This window comes from Gimesia chilikensis (genome assembly GCF_007744075.1).
GTDB lineage: Bacteria > Planctomycetota > Planctomycetia > Planctomycetales > Planctomycetaceae > Gimesia > Gimesia chilikensis_A.
In genome coordinates this window covers 87,717-100,595 of record NZ_CP036266.1, presented here as the reverse complement: position 1 = coordinate 100,595, position 12,879 = coordinate 87,717, and the positions used below count along the sequence as shown (strand labels likewise).

The 12,879-nt window shown below is 53.4% G+C and carries 14 protein-coding genes; 3 read left to right on the top strand and 11 right to left on the bottom strand.

Translation table 11 applies throughout. The annotated features are described in order from the left end of the window. Positions 1–75: 75 nt before the first annotated feature. The 9 genes from HG66A1_RS00490 to HG66A1_RS00450 all read right to left on the bottom strand — a co-directional run bounded on the left by HG66A1_RS00490 (position 76) and on the right by HG66A1_RS00450 (position 7,413). Positions 76–489: a hypothetical protein gene (locus tag HG66A1_RS00490; protein ID WP_145179778.1), complete on the bottom strand. Its 414-nt coding sequence runs from the start codon at positions 487–489 to the stop codon at positions 76–78. 12 nt (positions 490–501) lie between these two features. Continuing rightward, complete coding sequence (locus tag HG66A1_RS00485; RefSeq protein WP_145179776.1) at positions 502–1,119, bottom strand: type II secretion system protein J; 618 nt, start codon at positions 1,117–1,119, stop codon at positions 502–504. Further along, a complete protein-coding gene (locus tag HG66A1_RS00480; protein ID WP_197996917.1) occupies positions 1,119–1,535 on the bottom strand; it encodes a prepilin-type N-terminal cleavage/methylation domain-containing protein in 417 nt (138 codons plus the stop codon). The genes HG66A1_RS00485 and HG66A1_RS00480 overlap by 1 nt, the downstream gene beginning before the upstream one ends. 61 nt (positions 1,536–1,596) lie before the next feature. Beyond that, positions 1,597–2,709, bottom strand: coding sequence for a type II secretion system F family protein (locus tag HG66A1_RS00475; RefSeq protein ID WP_145179771.1), 1,113 nt, complete (start codon positions 2,707–2,709; stop codon positions 1,597–1,599). A 71-nt stretch (positions 2,710–2,780) separates the two neighbouring features. Then, positions 2,781–4,019: a type II secretion system F family protein gene (locus HG66A1_RS00470; protein WP_145179769.1), complete on the bottom strand. Its 1,239-nt coding sequence runs from the start codon at positions 4,017–4,019 to the stop codon at positions 2,781–2,783. 84 nt (positions 4,020–4,103) lie between these two features. After that, positions 4,104–5,192, bottom strand: coding sequence for a type II secretion system F family protein (locus HG66A1_RS00465; RefSeq protein ID WP_145179767.1), 1,089 nt, complete (start codon positions 5,190–5,192; stop codon positions 4,104–4,106). 67 nt (positions 5,193–5,259) lie between these two features. Then, on the bottom strand, positions 5,260–6,465 hold the full coding sequence (locus tag HG66A1_RS00460) for a GspE/PulE family protein (RefSeq protein ID WP_232102099.1): 1,206 nt from the start codon (positions 6,463–6,465) through the stop codon (positions 5,260–5,262). 11 nt (positions 6,466–6,476) lie between these two features. Then, positions 6,477–6,923 (bottom strand): hypothetical protein, encoded by a 447-nt coding sequence (locus tag HG66A1_RS00455; protein WP_145179762.1) that lies wholly within the window; start codon positions 6,921–6,923, stop codon positions 6,477–6,479. Continuing rightward, positions 6,916–7,413 (bottom strand): RNA polymerase sigma factor, encoded by a 498-nt coding sequence (locus tag HG66A1_RS00450; protein ID WP_197993746.1) that lies wholly within the window; start codon positions 7,411–7,413, stop codon positions 6,916–6,918. The genes HG66A1_RS00455 and HG66A1_RS00450 overlap by 8 nt, the downstream gene beginning before the upstream one ends. Positions 7,414–7,877: 464 nt before the next feature. Between HG66A1_RS00450 and HG66A1_RS00445 the strand changes: the two genes are divergently transcribed. Together HG66A1_RS00445 and HG66A1_RS00440 are read left to right on the top strand one after the other, a co-directional pair. Beyond that, positions 7,878–8,399 (top strand): shikimate kinase, encoded by a 522-nt coding sequence (locus HG66A1_RS00445; RefSeq protein ID WP_145179760.1) that lies wholly within the window; start codon positions 7,878–7,880, stop codon positions 8,397–8,399. A gap of 58 nt (positions 8,400–8,457) precedes the next feature. After that, positions 8,458–9,501 carry a 3-deoxy-7-phosphoheptulonate synthase gene (locus HG66A1_RS00440; RefSeq protein ID WP_145179758.1) on the top strand — a complete coding sequence of 348 codons (1,044 nt, stop codon included), beginning with the start codon at positions 8,458–8,460 and terminating at the stop codon, positions 9,499–9,501. 18 nt (positions 9,502–9,519) lie between these two features. On the opposite strand, the gene HG66A1_RS00435 is transcribed toward HG66A1_RS00440, so the two are convergent. After that, positions 9,520–11,070 (bottom strand): tetratricopeptide repeat protein, encoded by a 1,551-nt coding sequence (locus HG66A1_RS00435; protein WP_145179756.1) that lies wholly within the window; start codon positions 11,068–11,070, stop codon positions 9,520–9,522. 248 nt (positions 11,071–11,318) lie between these two features. Further along, entirely contained in the window at positions 11,319–11,774 is a 456-nt protein-coding gene (locus tag HG66A1_RS00425) for a hypothetical protein (RefSeq protein WP_145179754.1), read from the bottom strand. Between the two features lie 160 nt (positions 11,775–11,934). On the opposite strand from HG66A1_RS00425, the gene HG66A1_RS00420 reads away from it, so the two are divergent. Continuing rightward, positions 11,935–12,468, top strand: a complete 534-nt coding sequence (locus HG66A1_RS00420) for a hypothetical protein (protein ID WP_145179752.1) — start codon at positions 11,935–11,937, stop codon at positions 12,466–12,468. The last annotated feature ends 411 nt before the right edge of the window (positions 12,469–12,879 follow it).

Below are 12,879 nucleotides of genomic sequence, written 5' to 3'. Positions count from 1 at the left end.
TTCCCCGGATTGTAGTTTCAATGATGTTCTATAAAGCATGATCTATGACATTCGATTCAAAAGAAAAAGTAACGCTTATAATATGATTTTTCGGGTCCGGGTGACGCTGAACGTTTCGTCTTCCGGATAGCGGATGCGGGCTTCAATCGACAGCCGATCTGTTTTCTCCGCCGGCTTGAGCTGAATCACAGCAGAAGCAGCATAGCGGGTCCCCAGATCTTCCGGCCTGATTTCCCAGACCTCGCCTTTATAGTTCGGGTTTTTCAATCGCTGTTCGACGGCCCGCTCCAGGGCTGACTCAGCCAGCCATTCTGCCTGAACGCGTAGCTGCTCCCGGATGACCTGCCGACGTTGCATCAGGGCTGACTTTAATAAGGAAGCCAGCAGCATGGTGACGATCAGCAGACAGACCATCACCAGAATCAGGACCGCACCCTTACGGGTCGCCTGTCGGCTCTGAGGAGCCTGTCGATTGACTATATTCTGCATGAGTTTGACCTGTCAGTTTGTCTGGTTTGTTTCTTTTTCCGATTGCTCGAAAGAAATTTGTGTCAGCCGATAATTACGACCAATTGTTGAGAGCACGGCAAGTTCGTGAGCCGCTCGGGGGCGACTCTCCTGCGTGTTCCCACTCTCCTTGTCCGGCAGGACCGGTGAACCGGTCTCCCGAATGCTGATGCCTGCCTGATTCAACCGCTGCTGCTGGATAAAATGCGCCTCGCTTCCCGCGGGAACATAGAACATATCTTCGTGTAGAACTTTCCCTTCCCGGCTGACTACGCGATCGATGCGGAACTCCTCAATCCGCCAGGTAATCTGTTCCCCACCCGGCTTCAGGATAACCAGTGTTTTCGGGTTGGCCACTTTCTCCGGTTCCAGCTGCACTGATTCTGCAGCATGAATGTCATCACGGAACAGTCTTGAGAAACGCTGGAAAGAGGCCCCCAGCCAGACCGCCTGACTCGATTCCCGCTCGGCCCGCATGATGGTGTGCAGCGTGGTCATGCTGAGCCCCATGAGCACAGTCGCAATCGCCATGGCCACGACGACTTCCACCAGGGATATTCCGGGGGGAATGCCGTGCTGCCTGATCGAGATCATAAATCCACGTCGTCGCATTACTGCTTACCCTTTGGGGAGACCCAGGAAGTTAAGCGTACAGGCTGCTGGATGAGACCACGCTGATCACGCCAGCCCAGCTGAATCTGAATTTTTTTCATCAGCGGTAAATCTTTCGTCTCCTGGATGCGAATCTTCAGGTCGGCGTCAGGGAGTTGCTGCAAGGCACTCTCCGAGAGTGCGAACTTGTCGACTGTCGCCTGGGTCATCTCCGGAAATGGCAGAGCCGCGGTCCGTTCCATCAGGTTTTCCACTTCGACCAGCGCGACCTGTCTCTGCTCGGACTGTCTCTGTTCGCGATGGACCCAGTAAATCGAGGGCACCACAATCATGAAAACGGTAGTCAGCAGAACTCCCGAGACCATCATTTCAATCAGCGTGAATCCCCGACGCCAACACAGCTTCGGCCGAGTCACCGCTGAGTAATCCTGTTTCTGTCGATACTGTATTCGCACTATGCAACCCATGCCCGTGGGATTACGCCAGGTGATGAACCAGGCTGATCAATGGTAAAAACAAACCAATCACAATGATTCCAACCAGGGCTCCCAGCCCTACAATAAACGCTGGTTCCAGATATTCGCGTACCAGCATCATCCGATAATTTATCCGCCGTTCGATGCTTTTCGCGATCGCCTTCAATGCCCAGCTCAGGTTCCCCGCCCGCTGGGCCGACTGCAGCAGCCGCACCTCACTGGGCGTTAACAGACCATAATCATGCAGGGACGTCCAGCAGTCGTTGCCTTTGTGAACATCCTGCAGTATTGCTTCAAACCGTTCTGCCAGCAGTCGGTTATTCGAAGTGTGTGCCAGGGTCTCGAATGCCCCCATTAAAGGGCGCCCCGATTCAGTTGTGACGTGCAGAAATCGAAGCACATCCGGTGCCCTGCCCCGCGGATAGAGCAGGCCATAGACAAACGCAGGACGCCAGCCGTTCTCCAGAAAGCCACGGCGGATCAGTATTTTCTGCATGATCCACAACAGTAAAATCGCAACAGGCAGAACATAGAAATATTCAATGACAAAGTCATTGGCTTCAATAATATTCAGCGTCAGGCCCGGCAGTTCTACTTCGAAATCATAGAAGATCTTTTTGAACTTAGGGATGATCCAATAGCCGATAAATAACAGGTTCAGCGCGACAACCAGGAAGACCGCCAGAATATAAAGCAGAACGCCTGCACGGCTCCGCACCTGCTCAGTCCGTTCCGCCATGCAGACTTCCGAAGCCAGCGAAAGCGCCGAGGGCAGCGTGCCCGATTCCGCTCCTGCTTTCACCAGGAAAAACGCATTCGCTGGCAGCAGGTCCGGCACCTTTTCAATCGCATCCGCCAGGGGAACTCCACTGCGGAGCAAATCCACGAGTCGGGAAATCTGCAGTCTCCAACGGCCATGCACGTCTTTTTCGAAAGTCTCAAGCACATCGATCAACGACAGCTGTTTCTCTGTCGCCACAGCCAGAATTCTCAAGAGCGCCATCTGCTGTGAATGGGTGACACGTCCCGGAAGCAAGCGTGGCCCACGCAGGAGCGGACGGTTGCCCCAACGCCACAACTGATTCAGAGTATTAAAACGGGACGGCTTATTCATCAACGGGAAGTCGCTTTTTAACAGAAATGAATCTCAGGAAAACGGATTGAAATGCAATGCTGCATGACCACTCAGGACAGCATCGTCAGCAGTTTAAACAACGGAGCCAGCAGGGATAAAAACAGGAAGCCCATCGTAATCGCACAGACAATGATGATCATCGGCTCCACAACGGTCGCGAAGAACGTGATCCGCACGCGGGTCTGGCCATTCAGCATATCCGCCAGCGCATTCAGAATTTCAACCGAGTAGCGAGGACTGTTCTGATTCGAATTGCCTGACTGCGTCGCCAGTGTCTGCAGAAACGTAGCGGGAAATAACTTCAACGAGGTCAACGCTTCAATCTGCATCTCCCCGGAGGAGACGGAGTCGGAAAATTTGCGACAGGCCTTGCGAATCTGATAGTTGTTTGAACTCTCCCCTGTCAGCTTGAGTGCTTCCAGAAACGGAACGTCATTATCGACCAGCAGTGCCAGCAAGTGAGAGAAACGGGAGACGGAAATCCCACTCAACAGCCCCCCCAGCAGGGGAATCCGAAACAGGATGCGCTGCCCCAGCGCCTGGCCTCTTTCCGTTCGGAACAGGGCGACAGAGCCCAGCAGCAAAAGCAGCGTGCCGGGCAGATACCACCACCATTGCGTTCGGATAAACACGGAGACCTCAAACATGAAATCGGTTACCCAGGGGAGCTCGATTCCAAAGTCCACGAAGATCGATTCAAACGAGGGAATGATCCAGAGCATGATCGCCAGGAACATTAACGAAGCGAAAAACATCAGAATCAGCGGATAACAGAGGGCCATCAGTAACTGGCTTTTCATCTCGGAGAGCTGACGGGTATGTGCCACATAGTCGGCCAGAATCTCACTCATCTTGCCCGAACGGCTGCCGGCATGCACCAGGGCACAGAGCTCGCGTGGCGCCCTGGAATTGGCCAGCACCGTTTCCAGGTCATCGCCTGACTCCAGTTGGGTCGCCAGATCCTGTACCGCGGTCCGCAGCCGAGTGTTTTCAATTTCGTAAGAGACCGCTTCCAGCCCCGACGAGAGCGGGAGCCGGGCACGTGTCAAATCGGACAGATGATCGGTGATGAGTTCAAAATCACGGGAGGAGAGCCTGGTCGTCGCGCCGGAGGCAGGTGCTTCCCGGGCGGCAAACGCCAGTTCACCTTCCTCTTCCAGCTCGATCCGTTCAATTTTGATCCCCTGATCCTGTAGCTGGCTGGCAACTTCATCCCGGTCGGCAGCGTGAATCCGCCCCTTGATGAGCTTGCCTTCTAAATTAACGCCCTGATAGCGATACCAGTTCATTGGAGAATCATCCCGTCACTCAAATCATCATAATCATTGTGTCCAGCTGTCTGTAGCATCTGGTCACTGTCTCAGTCATGACCCTCAAGGGTTCCCTAATTGTTTAAGCATGTCGGTAAAGGGGAGAAATAATACCAGACAATAACATAAAACCGTGCCACCTCCGATAATCGCTCCCGTGAAGATCGGAAAGATCACGCGGAACCAGCGGGTATAATGAGCCGCCTTCCGCCGATACATATCGGCAGCATTTTTCAGCGCGAGGCTTAATTCTCCCTCGTGATTCTTGGTCGTTAATAACCAGGTCAGTAACGGAGGCCAGCCATAAAATTTCGCCGATTCCCCCGATTCCAGCTGCGAGCGGGCATGTCGATCCGCCATCAGCTCTGCCGATTGAACCAACTGGTCATCGCCGGTCGCTTCAGCAGCCAGTATTATCGACTCCGAGAACGGGATCTGTTGCTGAATCAACAATGCCATCAGCTCGGCAAAATTTCCGTAACGATAATAACTGGCAATCCGCTTCACGCCGGGAATCCAGCCGATCAGCCGACTGGTGCCTTTAAAATTCAATAACTGAGAGCTGCGGGTCCGCATCCAGATCAGGGCGAACACAAACAGCAGCAGCGGGGGTACCAGTGCCCAGTAGATCATGGTCGATTCCAGAAAGTTCAATGCCTGCAGAGGGCGGGTCTCACCCAGGCGGAACACTTCATACGCGGAATTGAACCGTGCCAGCATCTCAAACAGGAAGACCAGAAACAGTCCATAGGCCAGGCTGAAGACAATCAAAGGATAGATCAGCGCCATGCCGATCTGTCGCCTCAGATGAAACAGTTCCCAGGCATAGTTGGACATCTCCTCCAGTGCCACGGTCAACTTTCCCGACTTGACCCCCGCTTCTACAATCACCCGATACACGCGGGGAAAGCGTGAGCCTTCGGATTTCATCGCTTCAGCCAGCGTACTGCCCCGCTCCATCTTCACCGCCAGGTCCGAACTGATCTTTCCCAGTCGGTCGGGAAGTTCGTTGCCCATCTCCCGCAGCCCCAGTTCCAGCGGAATCCCGGCCTGCACGAGTGAAATGATTTCCTCGTTCAAGGCGATCAGCTCATCCAGCTCGAAGCGGGTTTCCCGTGTCGGTATGGCGTCGGAATCGTCTCTTGCGTTCATGCTCACACTCTCTTCAGACAGAAACGATTTCAGTCAATGTCTCTAAATCAGTGCTGCCGGTGCACCGTTAAGTTTCACTCCGCGAGATACCCAGTACACGGCGGACTTCCGCGGGACTGGTCAATCCTTCATTCACGGCCCGCAGCGCACGATTCCACTGCGTCCGTAGTCCGGACTCAACTGCCAGCCGGTGCAACTCGGTCGCATCAACCTGGTCCAGAATCGCCTGCCCCACGGCCCCCTGATCGGGCAGCAGCATTTCGGTCAGAACCAGGCGGCCCTGATAGCCGGTCTGTCCGCAGTCTGCACAACCCGTCGCGGTTTTCCATTGTTCGACAGGCAGACCCAGTCGATCTTCTTCCGCCTGTGATGGTTGAGCACAACTGCAGAGTCGACGCAACAACCGTTGACTCAATATCGCCAGCAGACCACTCCGCAGTAAATACGGTTCGATTCCCATATCCGACAGGCGGCTGACCGCTTCGGTCGCGCTGCCTGCATGGAATGTGGTGATCACCAGATGCCCGGACAGCGAAGCCTGGAAGACTGTCTCGGCGGTTTCGCGATCGCGGATTTCTCCCACCATGATCACTTCCGGATCCTGCCGTAACAGGGATCGCAGACCCAGTGCCATATCAAAACCCGCTGCCGGATTGACCTGCGACTGCGCCACGGTGGGCACCACGACTTCAATCGGATCTTCCAGAGAGGCCAGACTGCGGGCCCCCCGTGACTCGCGAATGATCTCCCGCAGACAGGCGTAAATCGTCGTCGTTTTGCCGCTTCCCGCAGGACCGGTCATCAGCACCACGCCGCCGGTCTGTCGTAACAGACCTCGCATTTCGCTCAGAATCTCTTCCGGCAGATTCAGGTTTTCCAGATGTTTGTATTGTCCCGAACCGACGAACAGCCGCACGACGACTTTTTCGCCATACAGGGTCGGAAAGGTGCTGATGCGGGTCTCGACCACCTGCTCTCCATCCCGATGAATCCGCCCTTCCTGGGGAACATCAGTACGATAGGTGAGCAGTTGCGAGAGCACTTTGAGTCGGGCTGTGATCCGGGGCGCCAGCACCTGGGAAAAGTCAGCGACATGGTGCAATACGCCGTCAATGCGCCAGTCCATCCGCATCCGGTTTTCGGTGGGCAGCAGATGAATGTCGCTGGCATTGATAGCCTGTGCCTGGCCTAAGATCACATCGACCAGCTCCGTCACATACTCGGGATGATTTTCCGCTTTGTCAGGCAGTTGATCCTGAAACTGTTGGGACAAGGTCTCCTGCATCAATCGCCTCGAGTAAAGATCTGCTCGATCGTTCCGGCCCGTTCATTCCGAAAACGAACGACGGCGTCAACCAGTCCCCATTCGCCGGACTGTTTGAGTGTGGCCTGCACGGTATTCCAATCGGTTTGAACTTTCTTTTCTCCGGGTGTGGCGGCCGAGATTCCCAGCACACGACTCCCTTTGGAATAGAGTGCACGGGACCAGCCGGATTCCGCATCGGAGGCGACACGCAGGTCGGCTCCTGAATCCCGGGTTAGAAACAACAGTGTGAATGTCAGAAACAGCGTGCAGCAGACCAGCAGCGTTTTGCGCTGCACCTTGCGATTTTCCGCATGGCGGGCGGCAGCCAGTACCCGCTGGCGATGATCGCTGTGCGCGGGGACCGCCCCCTGGCCGGCCTTGAGTATCTGCTCTTCGAGAAAATGGTGATCTTCAAATTCAAACATTGATATCCTCACGCGCCATGGGACGCAGGTAATTATCTAATTTCTGGAGTGCATAACGGTAACGACTGGCCACGGTGTTCGGCGATTCATCCAGTACACTGGCAATTTCCGCAAACGTCATATCCTCCCAGATCTTCAGCACCACCACTTCAGACTGGTTCGTCGGCAGCCGCTTTAATGCCTGCCGAATCACCTGGGCCTGATCATTCTCTTCCACGATTTCTTCATCTCGCGACCAGAGCTGTCTGCACTGGGCGAAGATCTGCAGCGGCTTCCGCTTCTGCAGAATCCGCAGCGCTTCGTTCCGGGCCACCCGTAACAGGTAGGCCCACGGCTGCTGAGCGGTCGCCAGAATTTTGGGTCGCATGGCAATCCGCACCATGGTCGCCTGAATCGCATCCTCCGCATCGGGAGTGTTGCGGGTCACTGTCACCGCATAGCGCAGCAATCGCTCCGATGTCAAATCGTACAGCGGACCCAGGCGGTCCACCCCATGATCCTGCAGATCATTGGCACAGCATCTTATCTGCGCTGCAAATTTGGCTGGCGACAGTTTATCCACGGTCCGATTCGATTCTTCTGGCGTTTGAAAACACTCAGCTTATCGCTAAAGAGCTTAACGATACTGTCCTGACAGAACTGCCCGGATCTTTGACAAGTAAAATTCCTGTGAAATTCATACAAACATCTGTTCCATGCTTGTGTTACCCTTCAGGGGAAAATCACAATTTAATTCTCACCTGAATTGTCACATAGTTCCTATTAGACCTGATTTGAGATATGATTTGTTTTCCTTTTCCCTGGATTTTAAAACTTTTCCAGGCTCCGGGGAAGGAAGCGAACCGAAGTCTTTGAAATGTATACAGATACGACTTTTTATATTTTGCCATTCGTTGCCCCTGTCCGCAGGAAATCACCCTGGAGAGTGCACCTTTTTCTCCCGGGAGTGCCCGCATGACCGCCGACAGCGAACCTGTCAAAACTGGAGTCGTTCTGACAGGCATGCCGGGCTCCGGAAAATCGACGGTGGGCAGACTACTGTCTGAACAGACAGGCCTTCCCTTTCTGGATACCGACGCATTAATAGAGGCTGGCGAATCCAAACGGCTGGCCGAGATTATTGCAGATCATTCCCCGGAAGGGTTCCGCGCGATTGAAGCGGCCTACATCCAATCGATTCAATCAGCAGGATCCGTTATTTCTACCGGAGGAAGTGTCTGTTACAGCAGTGAAGCCATGCATCATCTGGCCGGTCTTGGTACGATAGTCTGGCTGGATGTGAAGCCGGATATCCTGGAGCAGCGGTTTGTCGATGCCTTCGATCGGGGCGTGCTGATCGAACCGGGTTCCAGCCTCGCCGACCTGTATGACAGCCGGTATCCACTGTATGAACAATATGCACAATTGAAAATCGAAGCCTCGCCGCTGACGGCTGAAGAAGTCGTCTCACTGATCCGACAGCAGCTGGCTCTGTAATTGAAACTGATACAAAACTGAATCTTCTCCCCCAGTAAACGAAAACGATTTAAACAAGATGCTACCCATTCAAAACGTCAACATCATCGATTCGGTTCGCCTGGTTGCTCCTCAGGAACTGAAAGAGACCATCAAACGCACTGACAAAGTGACAGAAACCGTCGGCGAATCACGGGAACAGATCAAGCATATCCTCTCGGGTGAAGATTCACGACTGATCGTCGTTGTCGGCCCCTGCTCCATTCACGATCCCCAGGCCGCCATCGAATATGCCAAACGACTGAAAGAACTTTCCGAGAAAGTCAAAGACCGCATGTTCCTGGTAATGCGGGTCTACTTCGAAAAACCGCGGACGACCGTCGGCTGGAAAGGTCTGATCAACGACCCTCACATGGACGGCACCTTCGATGTGGCCTCAGGTCTCAAAATCGCCCGCCAGCTGCTGCTGCAGATCGGTGAACTGGGACTGCCGGCCGCCACGGAAATGCTTGAGCCGATCACTCCGCAGTACATCGCAGATGCGATTTCCATCGCATCCATCGGCGCACGCACGACCGAATCTCCGACGCACCGCCAGATGGCCAGCGGACTTTCGATGCCCGTCGGTTACAAAAACGGAACAGACGGCAGCCTGGACGTCGCGCTCAATGCGATGCTCGCCGCCCAGAGTCCCCACAGTTTCCTGGGAATCGACGCCGAAGGTCAGACCTGCGTGGTCAACACCACAGGCAACCCCTGGGGTCACCTCATTCTGCGTGGCGGTCGCTCCGGCCCGAACTACCAGCAGGAACATCTCGAAGCAGCTGCAAAGAGCCTGGAAACCGCCGGCCTCTCTCCCCGCTTCATGGTTGACTGCAGCCACGCGAATTCCAATAAGGATTATCGCAACCAGGGCAAAGTCTGGAACGAAGTCATTGATCAACGCGTCGGCGGCAACAAGACGATCATCGGCCTGATGCTGGAAAGTAATCTGCATGCCGGCAATCAGAGCCTGCCCGAAGATCTCAGCCAGCTCCAGTACGGCGTCTCCGTCACAGACGAATGCATCGACTGGGACGAAACCGAACAGCTGATTCTCTCAGCATACGAGAAACTGGGCTAAGCGACTTAATTCCCGTCGTCACTTTTTCTGTTGTGCTGCCTGCAGAAAGTATTCTGCCAGTTGTCGCTCTTCAGGGCTAAAGGACGATTTGAGTTGAGTCGAGGTCCCCTGTTCGGTCGGTATTGTCTCCATCGACAGAACCCCCATCACTGAAAACAGAGGCGGCTTCTCACCAGACCGTTGGGAGGCCGCCACAGCCTCTTTGAGCACCGCAATTTTTCGAGCATCCTCTCCCCGAGAATGAAGCGCGGAGGCGACCCGGTACAACAGGCGGACTTTCTGATTGTCATATTGAAGCCGCTGTGTCGCCTTGAGCGCACCGTCGGCCTCGCCTGCATTCAATAGCGCGGAAGCAACCTTGGCCAGCGCGTTCTCCTTCGTCTCTCGCTGGGGGATTTGCTGCACGACCTCCAGTGCCTGTTTTGACTTACCCTGCTCTGCGACCGCGATCGCCACTTCCATCAGGTAGGTTGACTGCTCACCAGAACCCTCAATCAATGGAGCCACTTCGAGGGCCTGATTCAGATGGCCTGTCCCCACCAGCGATTTCGCCAGTGCACGTAAAAACCAGGGCCGACGATGTAAAAACAGAATCTGCCGAACGACGTCCAATGCCTGCTTGCCCCTGCCTGCTTTCGCGAGCTCCAGCACAATCCCTTCCAGTGCCCGGAATCGGATTTCCTCATTGGTAATCTGCTCAGTCAACGACAGCGCCAGGTTACAGGCATTTGACCTGGCTAGAACCAGTGTTACTTGCCGGAGCGCCTGCGATTGAGAGTTCCGATCTGGAATAGTCTCGACAAAGTTCAGAGCCTGCTTGACATCTCCGGTTTTCGCAATTTGCCCTGGAATGGAAATCAGCGTTTTTTCACGGAGATCGAGATTCGCGATCTGTTGTGCCACTTCGACAGCCTTGTTACCGTCTCCCGACCGCGCAAACGCTTTCGCATACAGATGCAGAAGTTGCTCATGCCCTGCGGAATCTCGAGACTGCGGAAGTAATTTCTCGCCTTCAACCAGCCAGGGTTTCGCCCGCTCAAAGGCTTCCTCAGCCAGCAAGGCCCGGGCAATCGCGCAATAAGCGACCGCCCGCTGACCCGCATCGGGAATTGCTTCCACTTTCTGAATGGTACCGTCGAACTCAGCATTCGAGCCAGTAGCAGCCAGATTGTAATACTGTGGAAACAGGTCTGGCTCAGTTTCCTGTTCTGATTCCCCCTCATCCAGTCCCAGCATGCTGCCCACAGTGATCGGCCTGCGGGCCTGCTTCGGCTGGCCTGAACTACGGGGCCTCCCACTTTGTGCTTGAGGAAGATTTCGTGCTTCCGACATCAGCTTCACCCACTCCTCGGGAGTCTCCCATTGTGGGAGAGGAGACGTCGCCGCGTTCGGTGCAGGAATCACGCCTGGTTCTGCAGCACGGGCATCCGGTTTCCGGACGGCCCCCTGCTTTAAATCTGTTTCAGGAGCATTCCCCTGTTGATCACAACCCAGGTTGGTAACCAGCGCCAGCATCGCACAGGTCAACCAGTTGAAGCCCACTGGCAATTGTCTGGGAGAATCTGGCATATTGAAACCTGGCTTTCGAATGGAATTTTCCGCAAACAGATCATCGGCTAGATCCTGATTCGCATCAGGCACCAAATGCGTTATGATACGTCAGCATCATAACCAACTTTCAGGAGCAAAACACACTATGAAATCACTGACCCGCGAACTCTGGATGGAAATCCCCCACCGTCGGCAGATCGTTTCAATCCATAAAAACGTCGAACAACTGGTCACAGAAAGCGGCGTCCAGGACGGCCTGTGCCTGGTCAACCCGAAGCACATTGCGTTACACAACTATCGCCCTCGATCATTGGTTGGCCATGCAGAATAACTTTCCAACGCTTTCTGCGATTTTTTTGTTGGCCATCGATAACGTGGATATAAACTCCATGAGGTCGACCGTCTAAACTATCACCGTCAAACGCATGTTTAACAAGCTCCCGTTTGTCCTGCCACGTCATCCCCTTCTTACTTCTTCTTGCTACCACTGCCTTAGCACTTACCCTCTTTCGAAATTGTTGTGCCGCGGATTGCGATAGTCTTTTTAGTTCTTCTTTTGTTGGATGATTTCCTATTTGAATGTCTAACTGATCTGCTCGTTGTTTTAATTCTTCTTCAAGTTCATTCAAATCTAATAGTTTTTGTTCGGCTTGCGAATCAGTAATTAAACTCTTAGTGATTAAATCAAGAATCTTATCTCTCTTACTTAGAACATCCTTCATTTCATCTAGTACTCGACTATGGTCTTCCCGTGTCCGATTGGCTGAACGAATTGCAAGGCGTGGTGGTTAAACGCAAAAAAAAAGCATAATAATTCGATGCACGTGAAGCCACCAACGCCGCGTGTTTTGAATTAAAATCTCACGGAGGATTCGAGTGCGAGTGTCGACTCTTCAAGGATACGACCTACGAACATTTTGTGGTCCGATCGAACTTTCTCATGGCACATACACAGATGACCCCAAAACATCGTTAAAGCAACAGCGGTTGTATGACCTCGTCAGTGAAGACCAGGTTATTTGGTGTGGCCAAGACGAGCCTGCTGTTCATAACGAAACAGGAAAGTACATTCACGACATTGACGCTGACCCTCGCGACATTGTGGCAGTAATCGACAGTCTCGTTTGGTCCCATATCCTCGAATACCCTCCCCGATACATTCCTCCCGAAGAACATAGCGATCTCCGTTATCAAGCAGGCATCAGCGAGGGCAACTGCGATGAAGCACTCCACAAAGCTGAGGACGCATATTTGGCTGACAATCTACCCAATGACTTGTGGACCGGAGTCATAAAAGATGCCATCACTAAGAAATCGGACCAACTGTTGCTCAAGTTTCCGCTCGTCTTTTCAACAATAGCAAACGTAGATATCGTTACGGAGGAGATGGCCTCTCGCGGTCGCAGAAAAAAATAACAAAGAACAAATCGGTTAAGGCGAAGACCTATAGTCGCTAATCACCAGACATCGAGTAAGTCCGTAAGTCAAACACAGACGCGGCCTCGCCCCTGTACTGCACCTCGCGTTGTCTCTTGGTCATCTCACAAGGTTAAAACGCGTCACGGGTCCATCTGTGCAATCCTCGGTGGTGTTGTGTGTCTAGCGGCCTGTCCTGTATGCGTTGTGAATCGTTTTGCGCAATTGTGTAAAGGATTTTCAGGATAAGGAATTCTCGAATCAAAAGGCCGATCTTGTTTGCATGTTGGTTTAAATAGTGTTCCCATATATGAAATCAAAGAAGACTTCAGGCTAAAAAAATAGGAATCCCTATGCCACTCATGTTGAATACTTTTTTAAGCGATGCAGGTAGGCTTTTAGTCCCCCAAT